The organism is Afifella aestuarii (assembly GCF_004023665.1).
Lineage (GTDB): Bacteria > Pseudomonadota > Alphaproteobacteria > Rhizobiales > Afifellaceae > Afifella > Afifella aestuarii.
Window position 1 is genome coordinate 24,569 of sequence record NZ_SAUF01000002.1, and the last position, 14,950, is coordinate 39,518.

The window sequence follows — 14,950 nt, forward strand, 5'->3', positions numbered from 1 at the left end:
GTTCACGCAATGGCGCGTCCCCGCGGGACTGGCGCCCTGGGCAGTGGTTGCGCAGCCTCGCAGCCTTCCTGGTAAGCGCGCCTAATCAGTGCAGCGCATAGGATTGCGAAGACCGCGGGACCGAGCGGAATGCCGATGAGCGTGGTTGCTCCGTTAATGAATGAAAGGGTGCCCACCCCGACCAAGAGGATGGAGAAGGCTACGCCCGGCGCATTCTGTTGCTGGCGCCCGAAATATAGCGATAAGGCCGCAAAGGTCGGGGCGGCTAGATCATAGAAGAGCACATACGGAATAAAGAGGTAGGTCGCTGCGATGAGCATCGCCACCTTCGTGTCAGGCCGCGCCTGCAGACGGTGCGTAGCGCTGAGAGCTCCCACGGCGAACAGGGAGAAGCCCAGCTGGACGATGCTGGCGGTGGCGGGCGAGAAACCGAGGAAGCGCGCCGCGCCGAAGGGGGCCAGGTGGATGCCCATCAAGTCGGTGCGATCGGCGAGAAGCACATCGTTGCTTGCGCTGAGAGGGCTGATGAAAAATTCCCTCCAGGGTTCCACGCCGAAAGCGATCACAGAGGCACCGATCAAGCATGTCGCGGTGGCCATCGCGGTCCCGATCACCCACCAGCGACGCTCGATCAGGAGCACGAACGGAATGAGCACCCCGAACTGGGGTTTGACTGTGAGAAGCCCGAGGAAGATGCCGGCGAGGATGGGGCGCTCGTCCCACAGATAGACACCGCCAATGAAGAGCGCGCCAATGAGGAAGCAGGTCTGCCCGTTGAGCAACCCAAGTGCCGTGACGGGCGCTATGAGTAGCCAACCGACGATTCCCCATCCTCCCCATAGCCGTCGTGCAATCGCGAGATAGAGGAGAAGTGTCGCGCCCATGAAAAGTGCGAATGCAAGGCCGTACGGGAAAAGCCCTAGCGGCAGAATTAGAAGAAGAAAATGGGGTGGATAAAGCCAGCGATAGCCGTAATCCGTTCCAAACTGATCCGTCAGCAGCGTCGAGTAGCTTTGTGGGTCGAACAGCGCGCTCGCATGCCCTTCCAAGGCCGCGCGAGAGGCGATCCAGAAGTTGATGAAGTCCCCACCGCCCGGATGGTTGTTGTTGCCGAAGACCCCGGTTTGGGTCCACCAGTCGTTGAACGCACCAATCGGATAGCCGAACTGGCTCACCAAAAAGGCGAAGAAGAGCCAGAAGCGGCGGTCGTTGAGGATGGTGAATTGCGGCATCGCCGGAAAGACTACGCAGCGAGGCTTAAATCCGCGGTTAAATCGGGCGCTCCCAGCCCGTCCTGCGACGAAAGACGCCGTCCGCGCCGCGCAATTTCTGCGGCAGGAGGGCGATGCCGCATCATCCGTGCTTGCGCCGGCCTGCGGCCATGCTACATGCGCGCTCCATGGCTGATCTTTCCCACATCCGCAATTTCGCGATCGTCGCCCATATCGACCACGGCAAGTCGACGCTTGCCGACCGCCTGATCCAGATGACCGGCACCTTGCCGGACCGTGAGATGAAGGAGCAGCTCCTCGATTCCATGGATATCGAGCGCGAGCGCGGCATCACCATCAAGGCGCAGACGGTGCATCTGCGCTACACGGCGAAGAACGGCGAGGAATATCACCTCAACCTGATCGATACGCCCGGCCATGTCGATTTCGCCTACGAGGTGAACCGTTCGCTCTATGCCTGCGAAGGGTCGCTCCTCGTCGTTGATGCCTCGCAAGGTGTCGAGGCGCAGACGCTTGCCAATGTCTATCAGGCGATCGAGGTCAATCACGAGATCGTTCCGGTCTTGAACAAGATCGACCTGCCGGCGGCCGAGCCGGAGCGCGTCAAGCAGCAGATCGAAGATGTGATCGGCCTCGATGCCTCGGATGCGGTGATGATCTCCGCGAAGACCGGGCTCGGCATCGAGGACGTGCTGGAGGCGATCGTGCATCGCCTGCCGGCACCGCAAGGTCTGCTCGATGCGCCGTTGAAGGCGCTCCTCGTCGATTCCTGGTACGATCCTTATCTCGGCGTCGTCGTGCTGGTACGCGTCATCGACGGCACGCTGAAGAAGGGCCAGACGGTGCGCATGATGGGCACCGGCGCGCGCTACGAGGTCAACCAGGTCGGCATGTTCACGCCGAAGATGGTGGAGACCGCAGAACTTCCGCCGGGCGAGATCGGTTTTCTGACGGCCTCCATCAAGGACGTGGCCGACACCCGCGTCGGCGATACGATCACCGAGGACAAGCGGCCGACGGAAAAGGCGCTGCCGGGCTTCCGGCCGGCCGTGCCCGTCGTCTTCTGCGGTCTCTTCCCCGTCGATGCCAACGACTTTGAGGATCTGCGCGCGGCGATGGGCAAGCTTCGCCTCAACGACGCGTCGTTTTCCTATGAGATGGAAACCTCGGCCGCGCTCGGTTTCGGCTTCCGCTGCGGTTTTCTGGGGCTTCTGCATCTGGAAATCATCCAGGAGCGTTTGGCGCGCGAATTCGATCTCGATCTGATCGCGACGGCGCCCTCCGTCGTCTATCAGATCCGCCTGACGGACGGCGAAGAGATCGAGCTGCACAACCCGGCCGATATGCCCGATCCGGTCAGGATCGAGGAAATCAAGGAGCCGTGGATCCGCGCCACCATCCTGACGCCGGACGAATATCTGGGTGGGGTGCTGAAACTCTGCCAGGACCGCCGCGGCATCCAGCAAGGGCTCACCTATGTCGGCCAGCGGGCCATGCTGGAATACGATCTGCCCTTGAACGAGGTCGTCTTCGATTTTTACGACCGGCTGAAATCGATCTCCAAGGGCTATGCGAGCTTCGATTATCACATCACCGGCTACGAGCCGGGCGATCTCGTGAAGATGCAGATCCTCGTCAATGCCGAGCCGGTGGACGCGCTCTCGATGCTGGTGCACCGCAGCCAGGCCGATCGGCGCGGCCGGGCGCTCTGCGAAAAGCTGAAGGATCTGATCCCCCGGCACCTCTTCAAGATCCCGGTCCAGGCGGCCGTCGGCGGCAAGGTCATTGCGCGCGAGACGATCGCAGCCCTCAGGAAGGACGTGACCGCCAAATGCTATGGCGGCGACGCGACCAGAAAGCGCAAGCTTTTGGACAAGCAGAAAGAGGGCAAGAAGAAGATGCGCCAGTTCGGCAAGGTGGAGATCCCGCAGGAGGCCTTCATCGCCGCTCTGAAGATGGGCGACGAATAGGCCAACTCGACGGTCTATCTGGTCGCGATCGCCGCGGCCGCACCGCCGAGGAAGAGGGCGCTGATCCGGTTGATGACACGCGCGGCTGCGGGCTTCTGCAGGAAACGCCGTGCCTGGCCGGCAAGCGCGATATAGCTGAGGTCGATCGCAGCGAGGACGAGGAGAAGGGTGAGCGACAGCTCGCCCCAGCCGACGAGGCTCAGGCTTTCGAGATCGAGAAGGTTGGGCAAGAGGGCGAGATAGAAGACCATGATCTTCGGATTGCCCATTGTCACCGCAAAGCCCGCAAGGAACATCTTGAGAGCCGAGCCGCGCGGCGACATCGCGGTGTCATCCGCTTCCGGACGCGTCGGCGCATTCCACATTTTGAAAGCGAGATAGACGAGATAGGCCGCGCCCGCGAATTTCACGACGGCGAAGGCCCATAAAAAGCTGCTCGCGAGCGTTGCGAGGCCGAAGACGGCCGCAGCGAGCCACAGAGCCTCTCCGATCCACATCGCTGCCGCAAAAGGCAGGGCATCGCGCCACCCACGGGTCAGAACACGCGACACGAGGGCCGTCACGCTCGGCCCCGGCGTGCCGGCATTGACGAGGAGGGCACTCGCGAAAAGCATGAGGGTCAGCGGATCAAGGAGCATTGGGTCCGAGGGCCTTTGTGACAGGGCCCCTAAGGCTAGCCGAAGTTCGCATGCCCGACGAGCCGGAAACTAGCCGTCTCAGCTGTTCCCGCCTCACCTGCGGAACCGCACCCGCCCGCTTCGCTTCCCCTCGACAAAGAGGGAGAAAGTCATGAACGACAGGCACGACACTGAGCGTCCGCCGCAGGCACAGGAACATCAACCGGGCGATGAGCACAAGATGACGCCCGAGCCGGATTACATGCCCCGTTATCCGGGCTCCGGACGGCTCAAGGACAAGGTCGCGCTCATCACCGGCGGCGATTCGGGCATCGGGCGGGCAACCTCGATCCTCTTTGCGCGCGAGGGCGCCAAAATCGCCTTCCTTTATCGCGACGAGGACGAAGACGCCGAAAAGACGCGCCGGATGATCGAAGAGGAGGGGAGTGAGGCGATCGCCTTCCGCGGCGATATCGGCGACAAGAGCTTCTGTGAGGATGTGGTTGCGAAAACGGTGTCGAAATTTGGCGGGCTCGACATTCTCGTCAACGACGCGGGCGAGCAGCATATGGCGGAAGAACTTGAAGAGATCTCCGAAGCCCAGCTGACGCGAACCTTCCGCACGAACATTTTTGGCATCTTCTTCATCACGCAGGCGGCTCTGCCGCATCTGAAGAAGGGTGATGCGATCGTCAACCTGACGTCGATCACCGCCTATCGCGGACAGCCAGTTCTGATGGATTATGCCTCGACCAAGGGGGCCATCCTGGCGCTCACCCGCTCCTTGTCGAAAAACCTTGCCGACAAGGGCATTCGGGTCAACGGCGTGGCGCCGGGGCCGATCTGGACGCCGCTCATCCCGGCGAGCTTTCCGCCCGACAAGGTAGCGAATTTCGGCGCCAATCAGCCCATGGGTCGTGCCGGGCAGCCGAACGAGGTGGCGCCCGCGGTGCTCTTCCTCGCCTGCGCCGATTCCTCCTACATGACCGGCCAGGTGCTACACCCGAACGGCGGCGACATCATCGGCGGCTAGGCGCCGTCTGCCGCCCGCTGCCTGCCGGCCATCGACGCCGGCAACAAAAAGGGCCCTGCTGCGGCAGGGCCCTTCGTCATGTCTGATCGCTCGACAGTTCGCGCTGAGTGCGGCCCGTCGCGTAAAATCCCGCCTCAGACCGCTACAGCGCCGACGCCCAGAAGCATCAGGACGAAGAAGATGACGGCGACGACCAGGAAGATGAAGAACAGGAAGCGCGCGATCGTAGCAGCGCCCGCAGCGATCCCGCTGAAGCCGAGTGCGCCGGCGATGACCGCGATCACGGCAAAGATAAGGGCCCATTTCAGCATGGTGGAAATTCTCCGGTAGGTTCAGGTGTCGTTGCACCTGTCGGAATTAACCGCCGTGTTGACGCCTTGTTCCCGCCGGTCTGTGCGGTGTTCGGTGGCCTGCCATCGGTTTCTGTGTCGACGACCGGCCGCAAACGGTGGCGCAACCATCAGAGCCGCAAAGGCCGTCGCATGGGAGCGTTTCGTGAGGATCGGCGTTTGTCCTTCAACTGAAACAAGAATTTTCCGATCCTTTTTGATGTCCATCCGCTTTGCCTGCAGCTTTGCCCTCCGGGTCTCTCTCGGTGTCGCCGCTGTTTCCTTTCTCATCCCGCCGGCCGTGTCGCAGGAGGTGCTTCAAGCCCCCCCCGGCGTTTCCCCGGGTTCGGTGCTTCTCGGTCCGGCCCCGGCTCCGGGCGAGCCTGCGCCTCCCCCACCGGCAGCTCCCCCGCCGCCGGTGGCTCCCGCGCCGTCCGCGCCGCCGGTTATCGTCGAACCTGCTCCGCCGTCTGTGGCTCCGCCCCCAGCCGTCCAACCGCCCCCTCCCGCGAATGACCCCGCTTTGGGCGACGCGCCGGCCGGCACCACGACAGGGCCGCTCCAAGCGGTTCCCCTCGGCGAGCAGGATATGGCGGCCCCCGTGGTCACACCTGACACGATCAATGCCGCGAGCTTCGCCGACGATCATGTCTTCGTCTCCAAGCATCGCGATCCGTTCATCGTGAAGCTGCAAGTGCTTCTCGACCGGGCTGGAATTTCGCCGGGGGTGATCGACGGCTATTGGGGCGACAACGTCCAGAAGGCCGTGCAGAATTTTCAATTGTCGCGCGAAGAGGTTCCGGACGGGCAGCTGTCAGCGACGCTCTGGGCCGAGATCGCGCAAAACGACACGACGCCCGTCATCACCCAATATCGCATCACGCAGGAGGATGTGGCGGGTCCCTTCGCGCCTTCGATTCCGTCCGATTACCGCGAGAAGGCCGCGATGGAGCGGCTCTCCTTCACGAGTCCGTCCGAAATGCTCGCCGAGCGCTTTCATATGGATGAGGATTTTCTGAAGGCGCTCAACCCGGAGGCCAATTTCTCCGTCGCGGGCACGACCATTGCCGTTGCTGCGCCGGGTGGCGATGTCAAAGGCAAGGTGGTGCGGATCGAAGCCGATAAGGGGCTTGCGGCATTGCGCGGCTACGATGCCGCGGGCCGGCTCCTCGTCGTCTATCCCGCCACCATCGGCAGTTCCGATACGCCTTCGCCCACCGGCACGGTCGAGGTGGAAGGTGTCGCCTTGGACCCGACCTACACCTATCGGCCGGACGTCAACTTCCAGCAGGGCGACAATCGCGATGTCTTGACGATCCCGCCGGGTCCCAACGGGCCGGTCGGGTCGGTCTGGATCGATCTGTCGAAGCCGACCTATGGCATTCACGGCACGCCCGCGCCCGAGGCGATCGACAAGACCTTTTCGCATGGCTGCGTGCGTCTGACGAACTGGGATGCCACGGAGCTCGCCCATATGGTGAAGCCGGGCACGACGGTGGAATTTCTTGACTAGCCATCTTCCCGCCTGGGGCTTTGTGCTGGCGCTGGCGATCGGGGTCGGTACAGCGGGGGCCGAAACGCCTCCGCTGAAACCCCAGCCCCGCCCGGCGGAGGCGGCGGAAAAGAAAGCGACGCCCTCGGCCGCAGAGCCAGCTCCCTCTTCCGTGCGTGAGGCGGGCGACGCCCCGCCGACCCCCAATCCGCGGCCGCAAGGATCGGTTGAAGATCCGGACGCTCTCCCGCCCGTGCCGGATGTGCGCCCGCCGGAAAAGGCCGGCTCAGGGCCCGACGTGACGGACGAAAGAGCGGCGACCCCGGAGACAGACGAGGCGACCGAGCCTAAAGAGGCGCCGGCTGAGGCGTCTCCGGACGACACGCAGGCAGACCGGCCACCGAAGGACGAGGACGCCTCCCAGGCCGAACCAGCCACCGACGGCGAAAATGAGGCGCCTGCGGATGAGACGTCGGAAGAGCCTGCGGGCGAGGCTGCCGGAAGCGATGCGCCCTCCCTTCCTGAGGCTCGCCCGGAAGATGCGCCGAAGCCGGTGGAGCCGCTGATTGCTCAGCCCCCATCGGAGACGCCGTCTGAAGGCCCTGATGAACACCCTGCGGAGCCGGAGGACGAGTCCAGCGGGGACGCTGCCGAAGAGGCCTCGAAGGTGCCGGAAGAGGACGAGGCGGCCAAGGCGGCTGCCGCTGAGGAATTTCGTCAATGTGTCTGGCGCCTCAGAGCTCTCGGTGTGGAGTTCGACGAGGAGCCGGCGATCACCGATGGCGGCGCCTGCGAGATCGCCCACCCGATCGAGGTCGAGGAACTTGCGCCTGGCGTCGCCATCTCGCCTCCCGTCACGCTCAATTGCGCGGCGACGGAGGCCCTCGCCACCTGGCTGAAGGAGGTGGTGAAGCCAGCAGCCAAAGACCTTCTCGACGGCGCTGAATTGCGCGGCGTGACCCAGGCCTCCGGTTATGTGTGCCGCACGCGCTACAATCGCCCGGGCGCGAAGATCTCAGAGCATGCGCTCGCCAATGCGATCGATGTCAGCGCCATCACCTTCAAGAGCCGTTCGCCGGTTTCCGTGAAGGAGCGGGAGAATGCGGATGCGGCCGCGAGCCGCTTTCAGAAGCGGATCCGCGAAGGCGCCTGCAAATATTTCACCACGGTCCTTGGACCCGGCGCCAACGCCGCCCATGCCACGCATTTCCATTTCGATCTGAAGGCGCGGAGCAACGGCTACCGCATCTGCCAATAACCCGCGGCGACGGAGGAAAGGCGGATCTGGCTACTGAATGGGGAGTGCCGGCACGCTCAGAAACAAGATGCGCTTCTGCTCGAGCCGCGACCGGCGCAGGCTCTCCAGGATGAGCCCGCAGGAGAGGGAAATCCCGGCAAGCACGAAGGCGCTCGCCGAAAGAACTGCGCCCGCCTGCACGGAATCTCCATCGAAGAGCGCCGGAAGCGCGGCGAGGAACCCGAAGAGGCCGAGAAGAAGGCCCGCGACGCCGAAGAGGGGGAGCGGTCGCGCGACCTGCATGACACGCAGGAAGGTGGCGACTTCGCCCATGGCGTGCCGCACATTCTCTGCCGGCTTGCGCTCACTCGTGTTCTGACCGCCATCGAGCGACAGGCTCGCGACCGGCACCATGAGTTCGCTGGCATGCAGCGACAATTCGGTCTGCGGGGAAAGCCCTTCGGAGACCGGGGGGAAGCTTTTGACGAAGCGGCGGCTGAGAGCGCGGTAGATGGAGCTGCGCGCTGAAAGGCCTGTGCCGAAGAAACGCCGGTAGAGGTCGAAGACGCTGCCGGCGCCGTGGCGCAGATCGTCGGCGTCGCAACCGCCGAGGGTCGCCGAGGTGCCGACCACCATATCGACGCGTTCCGTCAAAAGCGCATTGATCAGTGAGCTCGCATCGGTCGGATCGCAGGAGCCGTCGCCTGCAGCAAGCAGGTAAATGTCGGCGTCGATATCGGCGAACATGCGCCACACCGCCTGGTTTGGCGCATGGTTCGGTGCATGGCTTGGCCCGCGCAGAACGCGTGCGCCAGCCTTTCGCGCCTGACGGGCGGTGTCGTCGGAGGAATTTTCGTCGAAGACATAGATGCGGGCATCGGGCAAGGCTTCACGGAAGCCGCGCACCACGTTCTCGATGGTGGCCGCCTGATTGCGGCACGGCAGAAGCACGGCGACGCCGAGGCCCTCGCAGGCGGTGAACTCGCTCATTTCGACGCTTCCCCTTAATGCCGCGCAAACGCAAGCCAAAGATAGCTTCTAAAGCGTTAAAGGAGAGTAAGGCGCCGACTTCGGATCAGAGCATCGGCATGATAGCATTGCGCAATGCTACGATTCGTCCCAAGACTGGTTTTTGCCCTCAGCGCCTTGTTCCTGACGGGCTGGCCGGCCGCCGGTCTGGCGGACCAGATTCCGGCCAAGCGCTATTTCGGGGCCGCCAAGCTTCCCTCCGAAGGGCGCGCTGCGGCGGTCGGGTTTTATTCCAAGGGGTGTCTGGCGGGAGGCGAGGCGATCACCGTCGACGGCCCCTATTGGCAGGCGATGCGCCTGTCGCGCAATCGCATCTGGGGTCATCCGAATCTGATTCATTTCATCGAGTGGCTGGGGCGCGAGGCCGCCACCAAGGACGGCTGGACGGGGCTTCTCCTCGGTGACATGTCGCAGCCGCGCGGCGGCCCGATGGTGTCAGGTCATGCCTCGCATCAGGTCGGTCTCGACATCGACATCTGGCTGCAGCCAATGCCGCAGCGCCGTCTCTCGGCGAAGGAGCGCGAGACGATGTCGGCGATTCCCGTCGTGGAAGTCGGGCCGCACGAGGTCGATCCGCGACGCTGGACGGGCGCGCATGCAAGGCTCATCAAACGCGCTGCGTCCTATCCCGATGTCCAGCGCATCTTCGTGGCGCCCGGCATCAAGAAGAAACTCTGCGAGACGGCGACGGGCGATCGCTCATGGCTTGCCAAGGTGCGTCCCTATTGGGGCCATAACGAGCACATCCACGTGCGCCTCTTTTGCCCGGAAGGCTCGCCCGGTTGCGAGCCACAGCGCGCGACGGGCAAGGACGACGGCTGCGGCGCACCGCTCGCCTGGTGGTACTCGAAGGAACCCTATCGCCAGGCCAAGCCCAGCAAGAAGCCGGCGAAGAAGCGCGAAACGACGCTCGACGATTTGCCCAACGCCTGCCGCCAGGTGCTGGCAGCGGGCGACAAGTCTGGCGCGATCACGGCACTTGCTGCCTATGGCGACGATGTTCCAGCCGACGTGGCGGCCAAGGCCGTTGCGCTTCGTCCCGATGTCGGGGCGCCCGGCGCGCCGTCGATGCCGCATACCCTGCCGCAGGCGCGGCCGGCCGTGATCCGCTGAAGCTCTTCCGACGAGGGGACTCGCAGGAGCTCCGCCGTTCTCAGAACGCCGGAATTCGCGATCTCGTCTGGTCAGGCGGCCGCATTCTCCGGCACGGAGGGGCAGGAGAGGCCGGTGCCGCCGAGGCCGCAATAGCCTCCAGGATTTTTCGCCAGATACTGTTGGTGGTAATCCTCGGCGAAATAAAAGGCGGGCGCATCGACGATCTCCGTGGTGATCGGCCCGAAGCCTTTCTCTTTCAGAACCTTTGCATAGGTTGCCTTGGCCGTTTCGGCCTTTTGCCTCTGCTCCTCGTCGAAGACGTAGATGCCCGAGCGGTATTGTGTGCCGACATCGTTGCCCTGGCGCATGCCCTGGGTCGGATCATGCGCCTCGAAGAAGCGGGCGAGGAGCTTCGAATAGCTGATGACATTCGGGTCGTAGACGACAAGCACCACCTCGTTATGGCCGGTGCGGCCGGTGCAGACTTCCCGGTAGGTCGGGTTCGGCGTGGCGCCGCTCGCGTAGCCGACCGCCGTCACATAGACGCCGTCTGTCTGCCAGAAGACGCGCTCCGCCCCCCAGAAGCAGCCGAGACCGAAGATCGCCGTCTTGAGACCCTCCGGGTAGGGCCCCTTGAGGGCGCGGCCATTGACGAAATGCGTCTCGGCCGTGGGCAAAGCCTCGGCGCGGCCGGGCAGCGCCTCTTCGGGCTTCGGGAGATCAGTCTTCTTGGCGAGCCGGTCGAAGGGGAACATGGGGGGATCCTTTTCTGGAGGTCGCGTTGTGTGAATTCGGCGGGGACTGGAGACCACCCCGTTTAAAGGTCGCGCTCATGCGCGAAGGTGAAACGCCGCCGCGGCCGGCCGAGCCAGAAGAGGAGCGCGGCCACGACGAGCAAGACGGCGAAGGTCGGTGCCGTCAGCACCACCTTCTCGAGAAACGCCCAGAGCCACGGCACCTTGTCGGCAACGGCATGATGTGCGGCATCGAGGCTCGCGGCCGCCCAATTCGCCCAGGTCTCGGCAAAGGGCGTGAGAACGAGGCGTGATTCGGCAATCGATTTCGCCGCATCGATGACGGCCATGACGAGGCCTGCGGCAGCGAGCCAGATGGCCAGGAAACGAAGAAGAAAGCGGATCATCTGGCCTTGCGCAGCACTTGAGGTTTCATTCCTGGCTCATTAGGTAGGGCCGCGCCGGCTCGCGTGCAATCGCGCTCCGGCTTTTCGTCGACGCTCGGTCTTCGACGTTTCGCATCAGGCCTCGTCTGCGTGCCCGGTCACCGACCGGACGGCTTGGCGGGACCGCCGCGGCCGGTTCCGATCGCAAGATTGCGCGCCCGTCGCAGAAGGCCGAAACGACGCTGACCGCAACAGCGACGAATTCGTGCTCTCCGCCTTGCCCTCAGGGCGCGGCATCGCTAAAGGGGAGCCTCGCCGGAGGGATGGCCGAGTGGTCGAAGGCGCACGCCTGGAACGCGTGTAGGCGGGCAACCGTCTCGAGGGTTCGAATCCCTCTCCCTCCGCCATTTTCGTGCGCCGATTTGCGCCGCATGGCGACGACATGAAGTTCGCAGACTGTACCACCCGCATACCGCTTCCGCGTCCGGCCTCGCCGCAGCCTTGATCGGCGCCATCGACCTGATGAGCATCAGGGCAGCGCAAAACCTCGTCGGATGGCTTCACGCCGGTGGAAATTCCGCGGCTTTGGTCTTGGTGATTTTCAATTGGAACATGCGCGCAGCTGATCCGGCGGCAGGCGTTCTGCTCTGGGGGCTGACGCTGACATTGGTCATGGCTGTCGGCTTGTTGGTGACGGGCTGGGCCGGAGGGCATCTCGTCTATGTCTATACCGGGTGGGAACCCGCCCGGCTGAGGATACGTCTGACTCCTCCTGAGCAATGATCCTCATGCGCGCCCTCACGGAGCGGCCGGCCGGAGCCAGTGGATCCGAGACCGTGATGTCATTGCGGCCCGAGGCCGGCATCGCCTGGGGATTTCGTCACCCTGGTGAGAGTTCCAAAAAAGTGCCGCGGCTACACCATTCGCCGAAGGGGCGCTTTGCGGGACGACCGGAGAACGCGTTTCACGCCGTCGGCTCCAGGGATTTGATCTTGCCCTTTTCAAGCGTCAGGATCTTGTTGCAAGTGCGCTTCAGCAGCGTCGGATTGTGGCTGGCGAGGATCATGATGCCGGCCTTTTCGGCAAGCGCGTTCATGCGGCTCGCCGCCTTGTCCTGAAAGCTCTTGTCGCCTGCGCCGATCCACTCGTCCATGACCAGGATTTCGGGCTCGAAGCTCGTCGCGACCGAAAAGGCGAGGCGCGCCGCCATGCCCTGGCTGTAGGCTTTCAGCGGCATGTCGATGAATTCGCCGAGCTCGCTGAACTCGATGATCTCGGGCATGCGCTCGGCGATCTCTTCCTTGCTCCAGCCGTTGATGAGGCCGCGGAGCTCGACATTGCGCCGGCCGGTCGCCTCGCCGCGAAAGCCGAGCGTGATGTTGAAGAGCGCATCGACGCGCCCGTCGATCTTCACGACGCCGCCACTCGGTTCATAGACGCCGTAGATGACCTTGAGCAGCGTCGTCTTGCCGGCTCCGTTCGGACCGGCAAGGCCGAGCCGGTCGCCAGCTTTGAGATCGAGGCTGACGCCATCGAGCGCGGTGACGAAGCGTTTCGTGCCGCGGCCGCCGATGACGCCGCCGGGTGGGCTCAGCCTGCGGTCGGTCGGGCGAAAGCTCAGCTTGTGCCGGACGCGGTAGACGAGGCTGACATTGTCGAGATGAATGGAGGGCATCACAGGACGAAGATGATCTGCCGACGGAAACGGCCGAGGCTCCAGAGAGCCAGGAGCCACGAAATGGCGCCGATCAGGCCGCAGACATAGAAGGCATGCAGCGGCAGGACGCCGTCCGTGATCGGAACGCGTACGATCTCGAGGAAATAGGTGAACGGGTTCCAGAAATAGAAATGCCCGCGGATGGCGCCTTCGGCCGGATACCAGAAGATCGGCGTGAGAAAGAGACCGAGCCGGATGATGTTGCCGACGACGAACTGCAGGTCGGGGAAGAAGGCCCCGGCCACGGCAAGGACCGTGATCGCGGCCGGGGTGATCGCGATGATCAGAAGAATACCGATAAGCGACCATATCCAGGCCACCGTGATCGGCGTTCCGAGAATGAAGAGCAGGCCGAGAAGGCCGATGAGGGCGTAGCCGGCGCGAATGAGCGACTGCATGGTCAGTCGGAACACGTAGACGGAGAGGGGCAGGCGCGTGCCCTTGATGAAGTTCTCCTCACGCACGAAGAGCGAGATGCTCTGGTTGATCACTTCCGACAGATACATCCAGACGAAGAAGCCGAGCGCGACATAGGCCGAAAAGCCGGCGCCGCGCGCATAACCGAAGATGGCGATAAACGTCCCGACGAAGGCGAGGTAGTTGATGAGAAGCCAGATCGGACCGAGCGCCGTGCGTCGGTGCTGATCGGTGATGTCCTCGCCCGCGAGTGCCATCCAGGCGCGGCGGAAGGCGATCCCTTCGCGCAGATCCGCGAATGCGGCCCACAGCCATTTCAGCATTGCCGTTGCCTCATGCAACGCCGTCCCGCCGGAAGTGCCTGAGCACGCCCTGGGCCGAGGCGACCGCGGGCGCGCGTCGGCGCGACGGGATGGCAGCGTCATAGGCGATTGATGATGCAGCCGACATAAAGGCCGATATCTCCGTAGACGGTCTGTCGATAAGCGCCGGATTTCCAAAGCGCGGAAAGCCTTCGAGGCAACGGGCCGGAGCGCGCTTGTTCGATGCGTTCGATGACGTTTCGCGCATCCGGTGTCAAGAGATCCCAGCAGGCCCGAAGACCGGCGAGATTATGCGCGTTCCATCCCTGAAACCCGCCCTTGGTGAGGAAGGTGATCCGGCGCAAGCGAGCGGGCCAGGAGGAGTTGGCGCCGACGAGATTGCAGCCGTGCTGTCGGTAGCCGATGCGCGCTTCTGGCGAGTAATGCACCCGTCCGCCGGCTCCCGTCACCATCATATAGCACCACCAATCGTGGCTCACGAAGTCGCTGCGGCGGGACGCTTCCCGCATCAGCTCATGGGCGGCCCTGTTCATGACCATCGTGTTGCCGCCCGCAATGCTCTGCAGGATGGCGTTCTGGAAGCTCGGTGTGCGCGGGAACAGCGGTGAATAGCCAAGGAGACTGCCGTCCTCGGTGATGAGGCGCGTGCGGGTGCAGTAGAGCGCCGGCGTGTTCGGGTCCTCGCCCGCGAGCCAGGCGAGCGCAGCGGCGAGCTTGTCCTCGTCCCACAGGTCGTCCTGGTCGCAGAAGGCCACGTAATCGGCTTCGATATCGGGATTGGCAAGAAGCGCTCGGAAGTTTGCCGCGAAGCCATTCCGTGGCCCTGCCAGGCGACGGCAGGCTCCCTTGTCCCATTGCCGTTCCGTCTCTGTCAGGATCTTGTCGGAGCCATCGGAGGAACCATCGTCTGAGATCCAAAGGTCAATGAGTGCGACGGTCTGGTTTTTCAGGGATTGGATTTGCGGCAGCAGGAAACGCTCACCGTTGTAGACCGACAGGAGGACGGCGGTCCGCGGCGCATCCGGTTTCATTCGCGGCAAGGACATCGTCTACGCTGCCCCGCTTTGGTGAAAATCCGGCGCTGCTCGCATTCGTGTGCGGTGCCGCTTTGCGATGGCGCTCATCGCGTCGAACCGCGATGCCGGAAGGTGGCATGCCCCGGTCTCACAGACGGGACCTTCGCGACGTCTCCCGAGGCGTCGATGCAGCGTCGCGATGCGGAGGTGTGCGGAGCGTCTGGCAGAACTGGCAAGCCGGCTGACCCTGGGTTGAAAATCGACGAGGCTCATGTCCGGCGCAATAGGGTGATTTTGAGGCATCCAGGGATCGACGGGCGGCT

The 14,950-nt window shown here is 63.8% G+C and carries 16 protein-coding genes and 1 tRNA gene; 7 read left to right on the forward strand and 10 right to left on the reverse strand.

The window, feature by feature from the left end:
* Positions 1–2 precede the first annotated feature (2 nt).
* The gene (locus EO094_RS08490; RefSeq protein WP_128291904.1) at positions 3–1,232 is read right to left on the reverse strand and encodes a glycosyltransferase family 87 protein; all 1,230 of its coding nucleotides are present in this window, start codon (positions 1,230–1,232) and stop codon (positions 3–5) included.
* Positions 1,233–1,381: 149 nt separating this feature from the next.
* On the opposite strand from EO094_RS08490, the gene lepA reads away from it, so the two are divergent.
* Positions 1,382–3,202 (forward strand): translation elongation factor 4, encoded by a 1,821-nt coding sequence (gene lepA, locus EO094_RS08495; RefSeq protein ID WP_128291905.1) that lies wholly within the window; start codon positions 1,382–1,384, stop codon positions 3,200–3,202.
* A 14-nt stretch (positions 3,203–3,216) separates the two neighbouring features.
* On the opposite strand, the gene EO094_RS08500 is transcribed toward lepA, so the two are convergent.
* Positions 3,217–3,840, reverse strand: a complete 624-nt coding sequence (locus EO094_RS08500) for a LysE family translocator (protein ID WP_128291906.1) — start codon at positions 3,838–3,840, stop codon at positions 3,217–3,219.
* 151 nt (positions 3,841–3,991) lie between these two features.
* Between EO094_RS08500 and EO094_RS08505 the strand changes: the two genes are divergently transcribed.
* Positions 3,992–4,852, forward strand: a complete 861-nt coding sequence (locus tag EO094_RS08505; RefSeq protein ID WP_128291907.1) for an SDR family oxidoreductase — start codon at positions 3,992–3,994, stop codon at positions 4,850–4,852.
* A 134-nt stretch (positions 4,853–4,986) separates the two neighbouring features.
* Here EO094_RS08505 and EO094_RS08510 read toward each other — a convergent pair whose 3' ends face one another.
* Positions 4,987–5,163, reverse strand: coding sequence for a DUF1328 domain-containing protein (locus EO094_RS08510; RefSeq protein WP_128291908.1), 177 nt, complete (start codon positions 5,161–5,163; stop codon positions 4,987–4,989).
* A gap of 21 nt (positions 5,164–5,184) precedes the next feature.
* The gene (locus EO094_RS08515) at positions 5,185–5,409 is read right to left on the reverse strand and encodes a hypothetical protein (RefSeq protein ID WP_128291909.1); all 225 of its coding nucleotides are present in this window, start codon (positions 5,407–5,409) and stop codon (positions 5,185–5,187) included.
* Positions 5,410–5,770: 361 nt separating this feature from the next.
* Between EO094_RS08515 and EO094_RS08520 the strand changes: the two genes are divergently transcribed.
* Both EO094_RS08520 and EO094_RS08525 read left to right on the forward strand, forming a co-directional pair.
* Positions 5,771–6,694 carry a L,D-transpeptidase family protein gene (locus EO094_RS08520; protein ID WP_128291910.1) on the forward strand — a complete coding sequence of 308 codons (924 nt, stop codon included), beginning with the start codon at positions 5,771–5,773 and terminating at the stop codon, positions 6,692–6,694.
* Complete coding sequence (locus EO094_RS08525) at positions 6,687–7,931, forward strand: extensin family protein (RefSeq protein ID WP_128291911.1); 1,245 nt, start codon at positions 6,687–6,689, stop codon at positions 7,929–7,931. Before EO094_RS08520 ends, EO094_RS08525 begins: the two co-directional genes overlap by 8 nt.
* 30 nt (positions 7,932–7,961) lie before the next feature.
* On the opposite strand, the gene EO094_RS08530 is transcribed toward EO094_RS08525, so the two are convergent.
* Entirely contained in the window at positions 7,962–8,900 is a 939-nt protein-coding gene (locus tag EO094_RS08530) for a glycosyltransferase family 2 protein (protein ID WP_128291912.1), read from the reverse strand.
* Positions 8,901–9,014: 114 nt separating this feature from the next.
* On the opposite strand from EO094_RS08530, the gene mepA reads away from it, so the two are divergent.
* Positions 9,015–10,052, forward strand: a complete 1,038-nt coding sequence (gene mepA / locus EO094_RS08535) for a penicillin-insensitive murein endopeptidase (RefSeq protein WP_128291913.1) — start codon at positions 9,015–9,017, stop codon at positions 10,050–10,052.
* 71 nt (positions 10,053–10,123) lie between these two features.
* Here mepA and msrA read toward each other — a convergent pair whose 3' ends face one another.
* Complete coding sequence (gene msrA, locus EO094_RS08540) at positions 10,124–10,789, reverse strand: peptide-methionine (S)-S-oxide reductase MsrA (protein WP_128291914.1); 666 nt, start codon at positions 10,787–10,789, stop codon at positions 10,124–10,126.
* Between the two features lie 62 nt (positions 10,790–10,851).
* The gene (locus EO094_RS08545) at positions 10,852–11,175 is read right to left on the reverse strand and encodes a hypothetical protein (protein WP_128291915.1); all 324 of its coding nucleotides are present in this window, start codon (positions 11,173–11,175) and stop codon (positions 10,852–10,854) included.
* A 296-nt stretch (positions 11,176–11,471) separates the two neighbouring features.
* Between EO094_RS08545 and EO094_RS08550 the strand changes: the two genes are divergently transcribed.
* A tRNA-Ser gene (locus tag EO094_RS08550) sits at positions 11,472–11,561 on the forward strand.
* Positions 11,562–11,610: 49 nt separating this feature from the next.
* Positions 11,611–11,937: a DUF2231 domain-containing protein gene (locus EO094_RS08555; protein WP_281275254.1), complete on the forward strand. Its 327-nt coding sequence runs from the start codon at positions 11,611–11,613 to the stop codon at positions 11,935–11,937.
* A 181-nt stretch (positions 11,938–12,118) separates the two neighbouring features.
* On the opposite strand, the gene EO094_RS08560 is transcribed toward EO094_RS08555, so the two are convergent.
* The 3 genes from EO094_RS08560 to EO094_RS08570 form a co-directional block, all read right to left on the reverse strand.
* Positions 12,119–12,829, reverse strand: a complete 711-nt coding sequence (locus EO094_RS08560) for an ABC transporter ATP-binding protein (protein ID WP_128291917.1) — start codon at positions 12,827–12,829, stop codon at positions 12,119–12,121.
* Positions 12,829–13,611, reverse strand: a complete 783-nt coding sequence (locus EO094_RS08565; RefSeq protein ID WP_128291918.1) for an ABC transporter permease — start codon at positions 13,609–13,611, stop codon at positions 12,829–12,831. The genes EO094_RS08560 and EO094_RS08565 overlap by 1 nt, the downstream gene beginning before the upstream one ends.
* A 98-nt stretch (positions 13,612–13,709) precedes the next feature.
* On the reverse strand, positions 13,710–14,657 hold the full coding sequence (locus EO094_RS08570; RefSeq protein WP_246008445.1) for a glycosyltransferase: 948 nt from the start codon (positions 14,655–14,657) through the stop codon (positions 13,710–13,712).
* Between the last annotated feature and the right edge of the window lie 293 nt (positions 14,658–14,950).

Bases quoted from the DNA above. Each gene is read 5' to 3' on its own strand.
- EO094_RS08500 (WP_128291906.1), bottom strand. From the start codon at position 3,840: ATGCTCCTTGATCCGCTGACCCTCATGCTTTTCGCGAGTGCCCTCCTC.
- EO094_RS08565 (WP_128291918.1), bottom strand. From the start codon at position 13,611: ATGCTGAAATGGCTGTGGGCCGCATTCGCGGATCTGCGCGAAGGGATC.
- mepA (WP_128291913.1), top strand. From the start codon at position 9,015: ATGCTACGATTCGTCCCAAGACTGGTTTTTGCCCTCAGCGCCTTGTTC.
- EO094_RS08530 (WP_128291912.1), bottom strand. From the start codon at position 8,900: ATGAGCGAGTTCACCGCCTGCGAGGGCCTCGGCGTCGCCGTGCTTCTG.
- lepA (WP_128291905.1), top strand. From the start codon at position 1,382: ATGCTACATGCGCGCTCCATGGCTGATCTTTCCCACATCCGCAATTTC.
- EO094_RS08505 (WP_128291907.1), top strand. From the start codon at position 3,992: ATGAACGACAGGCACGACACTGAGCGTCCGCCGCAGGCACAGGAACAT.
- EO094_RS08510 (WP_128291908.1), bottom strand. From the start codon at position 5,163: ATGCTGAAATGGGCCCTTATCTTTGCCGTGATCGCGGTCATCGCCGGC.
- EO094_RS08545 (WP_128291915.1), bottom strand. From the start codon at position 11,175: ATGATCCGCTTTCTTCTTCGTTTCCTGGCCATCTGGCTCGCTGCCGCA.
- EO094_RS08490 (WP_128291904.1), bottom strand. From the start codon at position 1,232: ATGCCGCAATTCACCATCCTCAACGACCGCCGCTTCTGGCTCTTCTTC.
- EO094_RS08560 (WP_128291917.1), bottom strand. From the start codon at position 12,829: ATGCCCTCCATTCATCTCGACAATGTCAGCCTCGTCTACCGCGTCCGG.
- EO094_RS08515 (WP_128291909.1), bottom strand. From the start codon at position 5,409: ATGGACATCAAAAAGGATCGGAAAATTCTTGTTTCAGTTGAAGGACAA.
- msrA (WP_128291914.1), bottom strand. From the start codon at position 10,789: ATGTTCCCCTTCGACCGGCTCGCCAAGAAGACTGATCTCCCGAAGCCC.
- EO094_RS08570 (WP_246008445.1), bottom strand. From the start codon at position 14,657: ATGTCCTTGCCGCGAATGAAACCGGATGCGCCGCGGACCGCCGTCCTC.
- EO094_RS08520 (WP_128291910.1), top strand. From the start codon at position 5,771: ATGGCGGCCCCCGTGGTCACACCTGACACGATCAATGCCGCGAGCTTC.